Genomic DNA, 15,567 nt, shown 5'->3' with positions numbered 1-15,567 from the left:
GGACGGGAGCAATTCGCATGTGCACACAACTACTCTAGTGATCGGCCGTCGGGGGGCCCGCCCGTCCGGGTGCACAGGGGGTGGAGAAAGTTGTCCACAGGTGTGGAGGAACGCGTGCACAGAGCGAGCACCGGCGCCACCGATCCCCGGCCGGCGGCGCCGATGCAGGTCAGCGCGGGGTCGGCGGGACAGGGAGTCCCGTAATTCCACCGGTGGAAGTTATCCACGCTGTGGACAACACCTGTGGAGAAGCTGTTGAGAAGACCGTGCCAGGACGTCACGGAGCGTCGCACAGAGGTCGGCCGGTCCCCCTGAACGGGGGACAGCACCGGTCGGCGGGCGGGCGGGGACCCCGCCGAACGGGAGGCGGCAGCGGCCGGGAGCACTCCGGACGGCGGCGTCCTAGCGGTGTGCGCGGGAGCGCACGAGGACGGCGAGCGCCGCGCAGGCCAGGTAGCAGACGAGCACCACGCCCCAGCCCACCGCGAAGGACCCCGTGAGCTGGAGCAGTCCGCCGAGGACGAGCGGACCGGCGCAGAACCCCGCGTACAGGCCCATGGTCACCACGCCGGTGGACGCACCCACCCGGTCGGCGGGCACGGCGCGCATCGCCGCGGACATCACCACCACGCTCACCGCGAGTGCCGCACCCCCGTGCAGGACGGCCGCCGGCCACACCGCCCACGCGAGGCCGGGGTGCAGGGGCGCCAGGACCAGCAGCACGGCGCTCGCGGCCGCCCCCAGGGCCATGCCGGCCAGCAGCACGAAGCCGTCCGCGCCCGGCCGGTCCATCACGCGCGCCCACAGTACCCGGGAGGCGATGCCCACGAGCGCGGAGACGGACACGGTGGCCCCGGCGGCGACGACGTCGAGGCCCAGCTCCCGGTGGGCGTAGAGCGGCAGGTAGACGTTGGCGGCCTGCGCCCCCAGCCCGGTCAGTGCCGCGGCCGCGGCGTACGCCCGGACGGCACCGGGCATCGGCGGCCGCGCGGCGGCGCCCGCCGTCCGGGACCGGAACGGCGTCGTCGTCCCGGACGGGGACGTCGTCCGGGACGGGCGGGCCACCGGGGTGCCGGGGTGGTTGTCCGGGACCGTCCACCAGCCGTGCACGAGCAGGAGCAGCACCGCGCCCACGGCCACCAGGACCGCGGTGCGCCAGCCGAGCAGCAGGCCCAGCGCGGGGAAGGTCAGGCCCGCCACGAGCTGCGAGGCCTGCACGCCGGCCTGCTTGATCCCGAGCCAGCTCGCGCGCCGCCCGGCGGGCACGTGCAGGCGGATGAGCCGGTTGGTCGCGGGGTTGGCCATGACCTGCCCGAGCCCCGAGAGCACCATGGCCGCGAGCAGGACCGCGTAGCCCGGCGCGGCGGCGGTCAGGAGCATCGCGAGCGCGGCGCCGCCGAACATCACGACCAGCAGGGTGCGGGCGGCCAGCCGGTCCGCCCAGCGGCCCGTGCGCACCGCGGTGACGGCCGCGACGAAGAAGGTGGTGGTGGCGAGCAGCCCGAACTGCGCCTCCGTGAGCTCCAGGTCCGCGATCACCAGGGGGCTCATCGCCGAGAGGCTGTGGGTCAGCAGCGGGCCCACGGCCATCGTGGCGGTGAGCACCAGCATGAGGTGCGCGCCCGGCCTGCGGTCCCGGGTCACCGGTCCTTCCCCGGGATCGGCCGGTCGGCGGCGTGCAGGCCCACGACGCACGCCACGATCCCCGCCAGGAAGAGGGCCTTCGCCCACGAGATCTGCTCCTGCCCCGTGCCGGCCGCCCACGCGACCGTGAGCACGGCGCCGATGCCCGTCCACACGGCGTAGGCGGTGCCCATCGGCACCACCCGGGCGGCGCGTGCCAGGGTGAGCATGCTCAGCACCAGGGTCACGGCGAAGAGCAGACCGGGGCCCGGCCGCGAGAAGCCCTCGGATGCGCCCAGGGCGGTGGCCCAGACCGCCTCCAGGATCCCGCTGAGCACCAGCAGCGCCCAGGCACGGGCGCGCCGGTCCCGCTCGGCCCGCGCCGCGCCGGCCTCAGCCGACAACCTTGAGTCCGATCACACAGCCGACGAGGCCGAGCACCAGCAGGATCCTGAGGGGCGTGGCGGACTCGCGGCCCGTCAGCATGGACCAGGCCACGGTCAGGGCCGCGCCGATGCCCACCCAGACGGCGTACGCCGTGCCCGTGGGGAGGGCCGTCATGGCGTAGGACAGTCCGGCCAGGCTCACGGCGGCCGTCACCGCGAACACCACGGCCGGCACGGGACGGCGGAGCCCGTCCGAGGCCGCGAGCGCGGACGCCCACACCGCCTCGAGGACGCCCGAGAGCACCAGCACCGTCCACGCACCCACGGGTCAGCGCTTCGGGAGCACGCGGATCCAGAGGAACCCGTGGGCGTCGAGCAGCAGACCGTGGCGCAGGTCGAGCTCGGTGTTGCCGTGCAGCTCGACGGCCTGGGGCAGGAACCCCGAGAGGGTCTCCCCCGTGACGAACTGGGACCAGTCGGAGAAGTTCGCCAGGCACAGCACCACCGTGTTGCCGCCCGGGCGCTGGTAGCCCAGCACGTGGGGGTTGCGCGCGTCGAACGGGAGGAGCGTGTTGCCGTCGAACTCCGGGGAGTTCCGGCGCAGCTCGACCATCCTCCGGATGCCCCCGAAGATCCGGCCCTGCACGGAGAACAGCTCGTGGCGGCGCTCGTAGTCCTGGACGGGCCGCGGCGGCCGGTGCACCCACCGGGCGTCGCCGGCGTGGGCTGGGTCCTCGTTCCAGGCGGGGTCGTTGAGCTGGCCGACCTCGTCGCCCAGGTACAGCAGGGGGATGCCGCCGGTGCTCATCGCCACGGAGTGCGCGAGCAGGACCCGGTCCACCGCGGACGCCGGGTCCTCGGCGAGGCCCAGCAGGGACGCCGTGGTCCCGCACACGCGGCAGTCCCCCGTGCGGGGGTTCTCCTGGAACGGGACGCCGTCCGCGAAGCTGCCGGGGTGGCGCCCGGTGTAGAAGGCGTTGAGGAAGCGGCGGTGGTCGTGGCCCTGCACGCCCAGCCGGGCGGCGTCCTCGTCCGAGAACGTCCAGCCGATGTCGTCGTGGCCGCGCACGTAGTCCACCCACGCCGTGCCGGGCGGGAGGGCGTGGCGCTCCTCGAGGGCCTGCGCGAGCAGCTTCGGCTCCCGGGTGGCCATCGCCTCCCAGGTCAGGGCCATCTGGAGCGGGTTGTAGGACAGCTGGCACTGTCCGGGCTCGATGTACCGGGCGACCTCGTCCGGGTGGACGATCGCCTCGGACTTGAACAGCACGGCCGGCGCGGCGATCCGGCACAGCGCGTTGTACGCGCGCAGCAGCACGTGGGCCTGGGGCAGCGACTCGCAGGCGGTGCCCAGCTGCTTCCAGATGAACGCGACGGCGTCCATGCGCAGCACCTCGACGCCCTGGGCGGCCAGGAACAGCAGCTCCGCGGCCATCGCCCGGAAGACGGCGGGATTGGTGTAGTTGAGGTCCCACTGGAAGGAGTAGAAGGTGCTCCACACCCACCGGGGGTCCTCCTCGCCGGCGCCGATCCGCGTGAAGGAGCCGGGGTGGTCGTCCGGGAAGATCTCCCGCGTGGTGCGCTCGAACTGCTCCGGGACCGTGCGGTCCGGGAAGATCCAGTAGTAGTCCTCGTACTCCCGCTCCCCCGCGGCGGCCCGGCGCGCCCACTCGTGCTCGTTGGAGGTGTGGTTGAAGACGAAGTCGAGGACCAGGCTGATCCCGTTCCGGCGCAGCTCGCGGCTCAGCTCGGCGAGCTCCTCCATGGTCCCCAGCCTCGGCTCCACGCGGCGGTACGAGGACACCGCGTAGCCGCCGTCCGAGTTGCCCTCCGGCGCCTCGAACAGGGGCATGAGGTGGAGGTAGGTCAGGCCCAGTTCCCGGAAGTAGGGGATCTGCTCCCGGATGCCCCGCAGGTTCCCCGCGTACCGGTCCACGTAGCAGACCCCGCCGAGCATCTGCCGCGCGCCGAACCACGCGGGGTCCTGCTCGCGCCGGGCGTCCAGGTCCTTGAGGTCGTCGGGGCGCTCGGCCCAGGAGCGCGCCAGCTGCAGCCCGAGCTCGCTGAGCTGTTCGAGGAAGTCCTCGCGGTGGCCGTAGATCTCGGCGAAGAGCAGCGTCAGCCGGGGGAAGTGCTCGTCGAACCTGCGGTCGAAGTCCGTCCACCCCGTGCCCGGCAGGTCCGCCGGGCGGCCCTCCTGCACCCGCTGGCGGACGCACGCGGTGATCACGCGCGCCTGGTTCTCCGGCGACAGGCCCGGGATACCGGGCGTACTGGTGTTCGGCACACTGCTCCTTCGGTCGTCCGCCCCGGGGCGGGCAGTCTCCGAACTCGAGATCCTCCTTGACGACGAGCCCTCGGATGGTCGAGGACCAGCTGCCACCGGTGGGTGGGAGCGGTCCGCCCCTCAGCATACTGATGCGCTCCCAGCTTTTCAGCGGATGACCCGGGGCTTCCTCCACATGCCTGTGCACAGAGTTGTCCACAGGTGTGGACGAGTCCTGGGGACACTGTGGGGAAAGGCCCGCCGGCTCCCTCCAGGAGCGCCCCGGCGGGCGCAGAGGACCCCTGGAGACGACGCCGTGCGTGTGGAGAACCCTGTGCAGGGCGGACGCCGCGCCCCGGGATCGCGGACCCCGGGACGCGGCGCCCGTGCCGGTGCCGTGCGCGGGCTCAGTACCCGTTGGCGGACAGCCACTCCTGCGCGGCGTCGGCCGGGCTGACCTGGTCCTCGCCGCTGACCTGGCGGTTCAGGTCGATGAGGGCCTCCGTGGTGAGCTTGCCGGAGAGCTCGTTCAGCGCGTCCACCGCCTCCTGGGGCAGCCGGTCCGCCGCGGCCAGCGGCAGGACCTGCTGGGCGATGAAGTTGTTCTCCGGGTCCTCCAGCACCACGAGGTCGTTGTCGGCGATCGCCGGGGTGGTCGTGAAGATGTCGGCGACGTCCACGTCCCCGTCGAGGAGGGCCTGGACGGTGAGCGGGCCGCCGCCGTCGTTGATCGGCTCGAAGGACTCCGGCACGCAGCCGTACTTCTGCTCCAGGCCGTCGAGGCCGTAGGCGCGCTCGGCGAACTCGGGCGGACCCGCGATCACGAGCTCCCCGCACACCTCCGCCAGGTCCGCGATGCTCGTGAGCCCGTACTGCTCCGCGGTCCCGGAGGTGACCACCATGGCGTCCTTGTTCTCCGCCTCGGAGGCCTCGAGCACGGTCAGGCCCTCGGGCAGCGCCTCCGGCAGGGCCGCCATGATCTCGTCGGCCGAGCTCGCCGTGGCCTCGGGGTCCGCGAAGAGCAGCAGGTTGCCGGAGTAGTCCGGGACCACGTCCACGGACCCGTCCTGCACGGCCCCCACGTAGGCCTCGCGGGCACCGATGCCCAGGGACGTCTCCGTCTCGACCCCGGCGGACTTCAGCGCCCCGGCGTAGAGCTCGGCCACGATCTGGCTCTCCGGGAAGTCGGCGGAGCCCACGGTCACGGTCTCCGAGGACGTGGTCGCGGACCCGTCCTCCTCGGCGAGGGGGTCACCGCCGCCGCAGGCGGTCAGGCCCAGCAGCAGGGCGGCGCCCAGGGCGGGCGCGGCGGCGCGGCGGCGGAGCGCGGGAGCGGTGGTCATGGTGGTTCTCCTGTCGGTCGGTGGCACGGAGGACGGTGGGGCTCGGGAGGACGGGGGTCAGGGGCAGCGGTGGGTCAGGGAGCGGCGAGGCGCAGCCCCGGCGAGGTGGACAGCCGCTGGGCCAGGGCCAGGACGGCGTCCACGACGAGCGCGAGGACCGCCACGAGCACCACGGAGCCGAGCATCCGGTCGTAGTCGCGCACGGCGAGGCCGTCGATGAGGTAGCGGCCGAGGCCGCCGAGGTTGATGTAGGCGACCACGGTCACGGTCGCCACGACCTGCAGGGCGGCGTTGCGGACCCCGCCCAGGATCACGGGCAGGGCGTTGGGCACCTCCACGCGGGTCAGCACCTGGCTCCCGGTCATCCCCATCGCCGCCCCGGCGTCCTTGAGGGCCGGGGACACGTTCGCGACCCCCGCGTAGGCCCCCGACAGGATCGGGGGGATCGCGAGCAGGACGAGCGCGATGATCGGCGGCACCAGTCCGAGCCCGAGCAGCAGGGTGAAGAGGGTGAGCAGGCCCAGCGTGGGCAGGGCGCGCAGCGCCCCGGCCAGGCCGACGACGACGCCGGAGCCGCGCCCCGTGTGCCCCACCCACAGGCCCAGGGGGACCGCCACGGCCAGGGCCACGGCCATCGTCACGCCGCTGTACGTCAGGTGCTCCAGCAGCCGGACGGGGATGCCGCCGGCCCCGGACCAGTTCTCGGGATCGGTCAGCCACTCCAGGGCGCCGCCGGCGAGGCTCACGCGACCGCTCCTCTGCGCACGCGCGGGACCGGGGCCGTGCCCGCCCGCTGCCAGCGCGTCAGGGCGCGGCCGGCCCCCCGCAGCACGAGGTCCATGAGCACCGCCAGGACCACGGTCAGGACGATGCCCACCGCGATCTCCTCGAGGATGGACCGGCGCAGCCCGTCGGTGAACAGGGTGCCGAGGGACTGCACGCCGATCACCGCTCCCACGCTGACCATGGAGATGTTGCTGACGGAGGCGACCCGCAGCCCGGCGACCAGCACGGGCACCGCGAGCGGCAGCTCGACCGCGAAGAAGCGCCGCAGCGGGCGGTAGCCCATCGCGGTGGAGGCCTGCAGGATGTCGCGGTCCACGGACTCGAAGGCGTCCACGGAGGAGCGCACCAGGATGGCCACGACGTAGACGGTCAGCGCCACGACCACGTTCACCACCGAGGTGATCTGCGTGCCGAGGAGCAGGGGCAGCACCACGAACAGGGTCAGGGAGGGGATGGTGTAGAGCAGGGAGGAGCCCGTGACGAGCACCGGGCGCAGCGTGCGGTTGCGGGCGGCGAGCCGCGCCACCGGGACGGCGACGAGGGCGCCGAGCAGCAGGGGCAGCACCGACTGGACGAGGTGCGTGCCCGTGAGCTCCAGGACGTAGGGCCAGTTCCGGCTCGTCCAATTCATCGGGGCGTCCGCCCGCCGAGCCGCGCGTCCTCGATGGCCGCGATGATCTCCCCCGGCTGCATGATCCCGACCGCCCGGCCGTCGTCGTCGACGACCACGGCGAGGCCCGACGGCGAGGACAGGGCCGCGTCCAGGGCGCTGCGCAGGGAGCTGCCGGGCCGGTGCAGGGTGCCGCCGACCACGGGGTCGTCCTCCGCGCCGGGCCGCACCCAGCCGCGGGGGGCGCCGTCGTCGTCGACCCGCAGCGTCCACCCGTCGGGGACGGGCCCGTCCCCGGTGCCGGCCACGCCCTGGGTGCCGTCCGGGCGCACGGTGGCCACCGGGTGCACGGGGATGTCGTGGGCCGAGTCGAAGGTCAGGGAGCGGAAGCCGCGGTCCCGGCCCACGAAGTCCGCCACGAAGTCGTCGGCGGGCGCGCGCAGCAGCTCCTCCGGGGTGGCGTACTGCGCCAGCCGCCCGCCGGTGGCGAAGACGGCCACCCGGTTGCCGAGCAGGATCGCCTCGTCGATGTCGTGGGTGACGAACACGATGGTGCGGTGCAGCCGGCGCTGGAGGTCCAGCAGCTCGCGCTGCAGGTCCTGGCGCACCACGGGGTCCACGGCGGAGAACGGCTCGTCCATGAGCAGGACCGGCGGGTCGGCGGCGAGCGCCCGGGCCACGCCCACGCGCTGCTGCTGACCGCCCGAGAGCTGGGAGGGGTAGCGGGAGCCCAGGGCCTCGGCGAGCCCCACGGTGCTCAGCAGCTCGCGGGCCCGCTCCCGCGCCTGCTTCCTCGGCACGCCGTTGAGCCGCGGGACGGTCGCGATGTTGTCCACCACGGTCCGGTGCGGCAGGAGGCCCGACTGCTGCATGACGTAGCCCATGGAGCGGCGCAGCTCGTGGGCGGGCACGGACGTGACGTCACGGCCCTCGACCGTGACGGAGCCGGAGGTGGGCTCCACCATGCGGTTGATCATCCGCAGGGAGGTGGTCTTGCCGCAGCCGGAGGGTCCCACGAACACGGTGAGGGACCCGCGGGGGATCTCGAGGTCGAGGGCCTCGACGGCCGTGGTCCCGTCCGGGTACGTCTTGCCGGCGCCCTCGAAACGGATCGCGATGTCGGTCATGGAGATCCTCCCGTTGCCGTCCGGCCAGTATAGGCAAGCACGGCGGACGCCCCGCTAGACTCGCGTCCACCGGAGGCGGATCCCGCGGGACCGCCGGCCGACGCGCGAGGAGGTGGACGGTGCACAGCCTGGAGCTGCTGCTCGGCGAGGACGCCGAGGCGGCCGTGCGCGCGGACTGGGACCGGCTGGCCGAGGCGGGACTGCCCAGCTCCGGCCGGCACCGCTCCGAGTCCAACCGCCCCCACATCACCCTGGTGGCCGCCCCGTCCCTGGCCCCGGAGACCGTGCCGGGGGTCGACGAGCGGGTCGCCGCGGCCGCCGGGTTCGTGGACCTGCCGCTGACCAGCGCGGGCGTGCTGCTGTTCGGTCCGGGCCGGGGCGGCTACGTGGTGGTCCGCCAGGTCGTGACCACCCCCGAGCTGCTCGAGCTGCACCGGCGGGTCTGCGACGCCGTGGGCTCGGTCCCCGGGCAGGCGCGCACCTCCTTCCCCGGGGCCTGGACGCCGCACATCACCCTGGCGCGCCGGATGCGCCCGGAGCAGGTGGCCGCCGCGCTCGACGTCCTCGCCCCGCACCCCGAGCCGCTGCGCGCCGTGGCGCTGCGCCGCTGGGACGCGGACGCCCGCACCGTGGTGCAGCTGGCCTGAGGTCCGGCCCCGTGCCGGCGACGGGTGCGGAGCCGCGTAGGCTCGGATCATGACGAGCGCACAGGACATCGCCACCTGGATGATCGACCGCATCCGGACCGAGGGACGACTGTCCCAGGACCAGGCCGTCCAGGACATCCCCGGGACCTTCGGCCCCGAGTGGGTCCGGACCCTGGAGAACGGGCACACCGGGATCAGCAAGGAGGTCCTCGCGGAGTTCCGCAAGGCCCACGGCGGCACGGTGCAGTGGGACCGCGACCGCCGCTTCTGGTCCCTCAAGAGCTGAGCCGCCGGGCCGATCCGCCGGGCGGCTCCCCCGGCACGGCCGGGGCTCCCCGCGTGACGGTGGACACCTCTTTCCGGCTCCGGCTATCCTAGGAGCAGAAGACGCCCATGAGCTGTGGTGGGAGAGTCCCGCCGGTGCACTCGGACCGGCGGGCGCCGTAGGAGCAATTCCTCCCCAGGAAACTCTCAGGCCCCCGTACCACCACGGATCGGCAACTCTGGAAAGCAGCCCGGCGCGCGTCGCCGGACTCACCGACGGTGCAAGCGGCTCCACGGCCGCGGAATCTCTCAGGTCCCAGACAGAGCGGGGAGGAACTCGAACCGATCCACGCCGCCCTGGCGTGCAGCACCCGGGAGTTCCTCATGACGATCCAGCTCGCCACCACGTCCCCGACCACCGTCTTCGCCGACCGGCACATCGGTGCCGGCTCCGACGCCGTCCGGACCATGCTCGCCCGCGTGGGCCGCACCAGCCTCGACGACCTGGCGGACGCCGCCGTGCCCGCCGACATCCGGCAGAACACCCCTCTGGACCTGCCCGCGGCGCTCAGCGAGCAGGAGGTGCTCGAGCAGCTGCGCGCCTTCGCGGACCGCAACACCACGGCCGTGCAGATGATCGGGCAGGGCTACTACGACACCCACACGCCCCCGGTGATCCTGCGCAACGTGCTGGAGTCCCCGGGCTGGTACACCGCCTACACCCCCTACCAGCCCGAGATCTCCCAGGGCCGCCTCGAGGCGCTGCTGAACTTCCAGACCATGGTCTCCGACCTCACGGGGCTGCCGGTGGCCAACGCCTCGCTGCTGGACGAGGCCACGGCGGTGGTCGAGGCCGTGCTCCTGATGCGCCGGGCCAACAAGGCCCGCGGCAACGGCGCGATCGTGGTCGACGCCGACATCCTGCCGCAGACCCTGGCCGTGGTGCTGGCCCGCGCCGAGGCGCTGGGCTTCGCCGTGCAGGTCGCCGATCTGACGGCGGGCCTGCCCGAGGGCGAGATCACCGGCGTGGTCCTGCAGCAGCCCGGGGTCTCCGGGCGGGTCGTCGACCACGCCGCGGTGATCGCCGAGGCCAAGGAGCGCGGGGCGATGGTCACGGTCGCGGCCGACCTGCTGGCCCTGACCCTGATCACCCCGCCCGGCGAGCAGGGCGCGGACATCGCGGTGGGCTCCTCCCAGCGCTTCGGGGTCCCCCTGTTCTTCGGCGGCCCGCACGCCGCCTACATGGCGGTGCGCTCCGGCCTGGAGCGCAACCTGCCCGGCCGCCTGGTGGGCGTCTCCAAGGACGCCACGGGACGGGCCGCCTACCGCCTGGCGCTGCAGACGCGCGAGCAGCACATCCGCCGGGAGAAGGCCACCTCCAACATCTGCACCGCTCAGGCGCTGCTGGCCGTCGTGGCCGGCATGTACGCCGTCTACCACGGCCCGGAGGGGCTGAAGGCCATCGCCCGGCGCGTGCACGGCCTCGCCCGCACCCTGGCCACCGTGCTGCAGGGCGCCGGCCACGAGCTCGTCGCGGAGCAGTTCTTCGACACCCTCACCGTGCGGGTCCCCGGCCGGGCGGAGCAGGTGGTCCGCGCGGCCGAGGGCCGCGGCGTGAACCTGCGGCTCGTCGACGCCGACCACGTGGGGATCTCCTGCGACGAGGCGACCACGGAGCAGCACCTCGTGCTCGTCGCCGAGGCCTTCGGCGTGGCGGACGCCGCCGCGGCGGTCGCCGCCGGGCCGCGCGGCCCGGAGCTGGACGCCGGGCTGCGGCGCACCACGGAGTTCCTCACCCACCCGGTGTTCTCCACCCACCGCTCCGAGACGCAGATGCTGCGCTACCTGCGGCGCCTGGAGAACCGGGACCTGGCCCTGGACCGGACGATGATCCCGCTGGGCTCCTGCACCATGAAGCTCAACGCCACCGCCGAGATGGCGGCCATGAGCTGGCCCGAGTTCGCCTCGATCCACCCGCTGGCCCCGGCCCACCAGACCACCGGCTGGCGCGAGCTGATCGCCGACCTGGAGGGCCGCCTGGAGGAGATCACCGGCTACGCGGCCGTGTCCCTCCAGCCCAACGCCGGTTCCCAGGGCGAGCTGGCGGGCCTGCTGGCCATCCGCGGCTACCACCGGTCCCGCGGCGAGGAGCAGCGCACCGTGTGCCTCATCCCCGCCTCGGCCCACGGCACCAATGCCGCCTCCGCGGTCCTGGCCGGCATGAAGGTCGTCGTGGTGAAGACGGCCACCGACGGCACGATCGACCACGCCGACCTCGAGGCGAAGATCGAGGCCCACCGCGACCAGCTGGCCGCCATCATGATCACGTACCCCTCCACCCACGGGGTCTACGACGCCGACGTGCGCCAGGTCTGCGACGCCGTCCACGCCGCCGGCGGGCAGGTGTACCTCGACGGGGCCAACCTCAACGCCCTGGTCGGGCTGGCCCAGCCGGGGAAGTTCGGCGGGGACGTCTCCCACCTGAACCTGCACAAGACCTTCTGCATCCCGCACGGCGGCGGCGGGCCCGGCGTGGGCCCCGTGGCGGTGGCCGCGCACCTGGCCCCCTTCCTGCCCGGCGACGCCACCCGCGCCGAGGCGGACGGGGAGTCCGGCGCGCCGATCTCCGCCACGATGTTCGGCTCGGCCGGCGTGCTGCCGATCTCCTGGGCCTACATCGCGATGATGGGCGGCGACGGCCTCACCCGGGCCACGCAGACCGCGCTCCTGACGGCGAACTACGTCGCCGCCGCGCTCGACGAGCACTACCCGGTGCTCTACACCGGCAACAACGGGCTGGTCGCCCACGAGTGCATCCTGGACCTGCGACCGCTCACGGCCCGCACCAAGGTGACCGCCGAGGACGTGGCCAAGCGGCTGATCGACTTCGGGTTCCACGCCCCGACCCTCTCCTTCCCGGTGGCCGGGACGCTGATGGTCGAGCCGACCGAGTCCGAGGACCTCGCCGAGATCGACCGGTTCATCACCGCGATGACCACCATCCGCGAGGAGATCGAGCAGGTCGCCCGCGGTGAGCTCAGCGCCGAGGACAGCCCCCTGCGCCACGCCCCGCACACCGCCGAGGTCGTGGCCGCGAGCGACTGGGACCGCCGCTATCCCCGCGAGCAGGGCGCCTTCCCCGTCCCGGAGCTGCGCCAGGACAAGTACTTCCCGCCGGTGGGCCGCATCGACGGCGCCGCCGGGGACCGCAACCTGATCTGCTCCTGCCCGGCCCCCGAGGCCTTCGAGAACTGATCCGGCACCGCACCGCCACGAAAGGCACGACATGAGCGTCAGCACCACCTCCCGCCACACCGCCCTGCACGACGAGCACGCCGCGCTGGGGGCGTCCTTCACCGACTTCGGCGGCTGGGACATGCCCCTGAAGTACGGCTCAGAGCTGGCCGAGCACCGCGCCGTGCGCACCGCCGCCGGTCTGTTCGACCTCTCCCACATGGGGGAGATCCGGGTGACCGGCCCGGACGCGGCGGCCTTCCTGAACACGGCCCTGGTGGGCAACCTCGCCGCCATCGCCGTGGGCCGGGCCAAGTACTCCCTCATCTGCACCCCCGAGGGCGGGATCATCGACGACCTGATCAGCTATCGGCTGGCCGAGCAGGAGTACCTGGTGGTGCCCAACGCCGGCAACGCGCCGACCGTGCTCGCCGCCCTCCAGGAGCGGGCCGCCGGCTTCGACGTCACCGTGGCCGACGAGTCCGCCGACACCTCGCTGGTCGCCGTCCAGGGCCCCGCCGCGCAGGCGATCCTGCAGGAGCTCGTCCCCGCCGAGCAGCAGGAGCTGGTCGCCGAGCTGAAGTACTACTCGGCCGCGCCGGTCACCGTCGCCGGGACCGACGTGCTGCTCGCCCGCACCGGTTACACCGGGGAGGACGGGTTCGAGCTCTACGTGCCCGACGCCCAGGCGGTGTCCCTGTGGCGGAAGCTCCTGGAGGCCGGGCAGGGCCACGGGCTCGTCCCCTGCGGCCTCGCCTGCCGCGACTCCCTGCGCCTGGAGGCCGGGATGCCGCTCTACGGCCAGGAGCTCACCCTGAACCTCACCCCCTACGAGGCCGGTCTCGGCCCGGTCGTCTCCTTCAAGAAGGAGGAGGACTTCGTGGGCCGCACGGCCCTGGAGGCCCGCAGGGGCGCCGGGACGGATCGCAAGCTGGTCGGTCTGCGGGGCGAGGGCCGGCGCGCGGCCCGCGGCCACTACCCGATCAGCGTGGACGGCGAGGTCGTCGGCGAGGTCACCTCGGGGGCGCTCAGCCCGACCCTGGGCTACCCCATCGCCATGGCCTACGTCGACAACGCGCACGCCGAGCCCGGCACCGAGGTGCAGGTCGACCTGCGCGGCAAGCCGGTCCCGTTCGAGGTCGTGTCCCTGCCGTTCTACCAGCGCGGGCAGTGACCCGGCCGGCTCCGGCAGCCCGTTCCACCACCAGTCGTCCTCCCCTCCTGCTGAAAGGTTCTCGATCATGAGCAACATCCCGTCCCACCTGCGCTACTCCGCCGAGCACGAGTGGGTGGACGAGTCCTCCCCCGTGAAGGTCGGCCTGTCCGCGATCGCCGTCGACGCCCTCGGCGACGTCGTCTACCTCGACCTGCCCGAGGCCGGTTCCACCGTGACCGCCGGCGAGGTCTGCGGCGAGGTGGAGTCCACCAAGTCCGTCTCCGAGCTCTTCGCCCCGGTCTCCGGCACGGTGGTGGACGTCAACGCGGCCGTCGTCGACGAGCCCGGGCTGGTGAACTCCGACCCGTACGGGGACGGCTGGCTGTTCACCGTGGAGGTCACCGACGAGGGCGAGCTGCTCACCGCGGAGCAGTACGAGCAGGCCCAGGAGGACCAGGCCTGAGCACGCCCCCACGAGCGCAGCAGGACGTCGGGACCCTGGGCGAGGGCTGAGCACCGGCCGCGCCCGGGTACCGTCGAGGACCGTGGTGCGGGCCGGGTCCCGGCCCGCACCACGACCGTTCCACCCACCACCGCCCCGCACCGGGGCACCACCTCCTTTGGAGCATCACCGTCATGGCCATCAGCGTCTTCGAACTGTTCACCGTGGGCATCGGCCCCTCGAGCTCCCACACCGTCGGCCCCATGCGCGCCGCACGGCGCTTCGCCGAGACCCTGACCGGGGACGGGCTGCTGGAGCTCACCGCGGACCTGCGCGTGGACGTCTACGGGTCGCTGGCCGCGACCGGCCGGGGCCACGGCACCTTCACCGCGATCCTGCTCGGCCTGGAGGGCTACGACCCCGAGACCGTGCTGCCCGCCGAGGTGGACGAGCGGCTCGCCGACCTCGCCGAGACCGGGACGCTGCGGCTGTGCGCGGCCCTCGGGCAGCGCAAGGACCTCCCCTACCGGGTCGAGGACATGGTGCAGCACCCGCTGACCGTCCTGGAGCGGCACACCAACGGCATGCGCTTCCAGGCCCTGGACGCCTCCGGCGCCGTGCTGGCCGACGAGACCTGGTTCTCCGTGGGCGGCGGCTTCATCGTCCGCGAGGGCCAGGAGGGCGCCGCCGCGGCCGAGCTGGACGCCGCCAGCGCCCAGGTGCCCCACCCCTTCCGCACCGCCGCACAGCTGCTGGCCCACTGCGAGCGCACCGGCCTGCCGATCAGCGGGGTGATGCTGGCCAACGAGCGGACCTGGCGCGACGAGGACGAGATCCGGCAGCAGCTGCTGCACATCTGGACCGTGATGGAGGAGTGCAAGGACTCCAGCCTCCGGCGCACCGGCCCGCTGCCGGGCGGGCTGAACGTGGCCCGCCGCGCCCCCGAGTGGCACCGGCGCCTGCGCACCGAGGACCCGGACCGGGACCCGGGCTTCTGGCCGGAGTGGGTGAACCTCGTGGCCCTGGCGGTCAACGAGGAGAACGCCTCCGGCGGACGCGTGGTCACCGCCCCCACCAACGGGGCGGCCGGCATCATCCCGGCGGTGCTGTTCTACGCCACCCACTACTCCCCCGCCGCCCGCGCCGCCGCCGCGAAGGGCCCCGAGGCGCTCGCGGCCGCCCGGCGGGACATCGTGGTCCGCTTCCTGCTCACGGCCGGGGCGGTCGGGGTGCTCTACAAGGAGCAGGCCTCGATCTCCGGGGCCGAGGTGGGGTGCCAGGGCGAGGTCGGCTCCGCCTCCTCGATGGCCGCCGCCGGCCTCGCCGAGGTCCTGGACGGGACCCCGGCCCAGGTGGAGAACGCCGCGGAGATCGCCATGGAGCACAACCTCGGGCTGACCTGCGACCCCATCGGCGGACTGGTGCAGATCCCCTGCATCGAGCGCAACGCGATCGCCGCGGCCAAGGCGATCAACGCCGCCAAGATGGCGATGTGGGGCGACGGCACCCACCGGGTCAGCCTCGACGAGGTCATCGTGACCATGCGCGAGACCGGCAGGGACATGAGCCACAAGTACAAGGAGACCGCCCTGGGCGGACTCGCCGTGAACGTCGTGGAGTGCTGACCGTGAGACGCTGAACCCGTCGGCCCGGACGGTCCTGTCCGTGCGGACCGGCGAGCAGCGT

General features: G+C 73.6%; 14 protein-coding genes and 2 riboswitches. Of the genes, 6 read left to right on the top strand and 8 right to left on the bottom strand.

Annotated features, from left to right (window positions below):
- Positions 1–402: 402 nt before the first annotated feature.
- The 8 genes from H488_RS19510 to H488_RS19475 form a co-directional block, all read right to left on the bottom strand.
- Positions 403–1,644, bottom strand: a complete 1,242-nt coding sequence (locus H488_RS19510; protein WP_017831743.1) for an MFS transporter — start codon at positions 1,642–1,644, stop codon at positions 403–405.
- Positions 1,641–2,027, bottom strand: a complete 387-nt coding sequence (locus H488_RS19505) for a DMT family transporter (protein ID WP_017831742.1) — start codon at positions 2,025–2,027, stop codon at positions 1,641–1,643. The genes H488_RS19510 and H488_RS19505 overlap by 4 nt, the downstream gene beginning before the upstream one ends.
- On the bottom strand, positions 2,017–2,334 hold the full coding sequence (locus tag H488_RS19500) for a DMT family transporter (RefSeq protein WP_017831741.1): 318 nt from the start codon (positions 2,332–2,334) through the stop codon (positions 2,017–2,019). Before H488_RS19500 ends, H488_RS19505 begins: the two co-directional genes overlap by 11 nt.
- 3 nt (positions 2,335–2,337) lie before the next feature.
- A complete protein-coding gene (locus H488_RS19495; RefSeq protein ID WP_031282128.1) occupies positions 2,338–4,293 on the bottom strand; it encodes an amylosucrase in 1,956 nt (651 codons plus the stop codon).
- 386 nt (positions 4,294–4,679) lie between these two features.
- Positions 4,680–5,615, bottom strand: coding sequence for an ABC transporter substrate-binding protein (locus tag H488_RS19490; protein ID WP_017831739.1), 936 nt, complete (start codon positions 5,613–5,615; stop codon positions 4,680–4,682).
- 74 nt (positions 5,616–5,689) lie between these two features.
- Complete coding sequence (locus tag H488_RS19485; RefSeq protein WP_017831738.1) at positions 5,690–6,361, bottom strand: ABC transporter permease; 672 nt, start codon at positions 6,359–6,361, stop codon at positions 5,690–5,692.
- Positions 6,358–7,032: an ABC transporter permease gene (locus tag H488_RS19480; protein WP_017831737.1), complete on the bottom strand. Its 675-nt coding sequence runs from the start codon at positions 7,030–7,032 to the stop codon at positions 6,358–6,360. Before H488_RS19480 ends, H488_RS19485 begins: the two co-directional genes overlap by 4 nt.
- Positions 7,029–8,138 carry an ABC transporter ATP-binding protein gene (locus tag H488_RS19475; RefSeq protein ID WP_017831736.1) on the bottom strand — a complete coding sequence of 370 codons (1,110 nt, stop codon included), beginning with the start codon at positions 8,136–8,138 and terminating at the stop codon, positions 7,029–7,031. The genes H488_RS19480 and H488_RS19475 overlap by 4 nt, the downstream gene beginning before the upstream one ends.
- A gap of 119 nt (positions 8,139–8,257) precedes the next feature.
- Here H488_RS19475 and H488_RS19470 point away from each other — a divergent pair, with 119 nt between their 5' ends.
- From H488_RS19470 to H488_RS19445, 6 genes are all read left to right on the top strand, one after another.
- Positions 8,258–8,785 (top strand): 2'-5' RNA ligase family protein, encoded by a 528-nt coding sequence (locus tag H488_RS19470; protein WP_017831735.1) that lies wholly within the window; start codon positions 8,258–8,260, stop codon positions 8,783–8,785.
- A 49-nt stretch (positions 8,786–8,834) separates the two neighbouring features.
- On the top strand, positions 8,835–9,071 hold the full coding sequence (locus tag H488_RS19465; protein WP_017831734.1) for a DUF6953 family protein: 237 nt from the start codon (positions 8,835–8,837) through the stop codon (positions 9,069–9,071).
- Between the two features lie 108 nt (positions 9,072–9,179).
- Positions 9,180–9,282, top strand: a riboswitch (glycine riboswitch).
- Positions 9,283–9,383, top strand: a riboswitch (glycine riboswitch).
- Positions 9,384–9,433: 50 nt separating this feature from the next.
- Entirely contained in the window at positions 9,434–12,304 is a 2,871-nt protein-coding gene (gcvP, locus tag H488_RS19460; protein WP_017831733.1) for an aminomethyl-transferring glycine dehydrogenase, read from the top strand.
- A 31-nt stretch (positions 12,305–12,335) separates the two neighbouring features.
- Positions 12,336–13,457 carry a glycine cleavage system aminomethyltransferase GcvT gene (gcvT, locus tag H488_RS19455; RefSeq protein WP_017831732.1) on the top strand — a complete coding sequence of 374 codons (1,122 nt, stop codon included), beginning with the start codon at positions 12,336–12,338 and terminating at the stop codon, positions 13,455–13,457.
- A gap of 67 nt (positions 13,458–13,524) precedes the next feature.
- A complete protein-coding gene (gene gcvH, locus H488_RS19450) occupies positions 13,525–13,902 on the top strand; it encodes a glycine cleavage system protein GcvH (RefSeq protein WP_017831731.1) in 378 nt (125 codons plus the stop codon).
- Positions 13,903–14,075: 173 nt separating this feature from the next.
- Positions 14,076–15,506: an L-serine ammonia-lyase gene (locus H488_RS19445; RefSeq protein WP_017831730.1), complete on the top strand. Its 1,431-nt coding sequence runs from the start codon at positions 14,076–14,078 to the stop codon at positions 15,504–15,506.
- The last annotated feature ends 61 nt before the right edge of the window (positions 15,507–15,567 follow it).

The organism is Kocuria sp. UCD-OTCP (assembly GCF_000349605.1).
In the GTDB taxonomy this organism is placed as follows: Bacteria; Actinomycetota; Actinomycetes; order Actinomycetales; family Micrococcaceae; genus Kocuria; species Kocuria rosea.
Note: the sequence above shows the minus strand (reverse complement) of the source record. Positions and strands in the feature narration are given on the sequence as shown.

Coding starts and splice junctions, on each gene's coding strand:
- H488_RS19490 (WP_017831739.1), bottom strand. CDS start 5,615: ATGACCACCGCTCCCGCGCTCCGCCGCCGCGCCGCCGCGCCCGCCCTG.
- H488_RS19480 (WP_017831737.1), bottom strand. CDS start 7,032: ATGAATTGGACGAGCCGGAACTGGCCCTACGTCCTGGAGCTCACGGGC.
- H488_RS19475 (WP_017831736.1), bottom strand. CDS start 8,138: ATGACCGACATCGCGATCCGTTTCGAGGGCGCCGGCAAGACGTACCCG.
- H488_RS19465 (WP_017831734.1), top strand. CDS start 8,835: ATGACGAGCGCACAGGACATCGCCACCTGGATGATCGACCGCATCCGG.
- gcvP (WP_017831733.1), top strand. CDS start 9,434: ATGACGATCCAGCTCGCCACCACGTCCCCGACCACCGTCTTCGCCGAC.
- gcvT (WP_017831732.1), top strand. CDS start 12,336: ATGAGCGTCAGCACCACCTCCCGCCACACCGCCCTGCACGACGAGCAC.
- gcvH (WP_017831731.1), top strand. CDS start 13,525: ATGAGCAACATCCCGTCCCACCTGCGCTACTCCGCCGAGCACGAGTGG.
- H488_RS19445 (WP_017831730.1), top strand. CDS start 14,076: ATGGCCATCAGCGTCTTCGAACTGTTCACCGTGGGCATCGGCCCCTCG.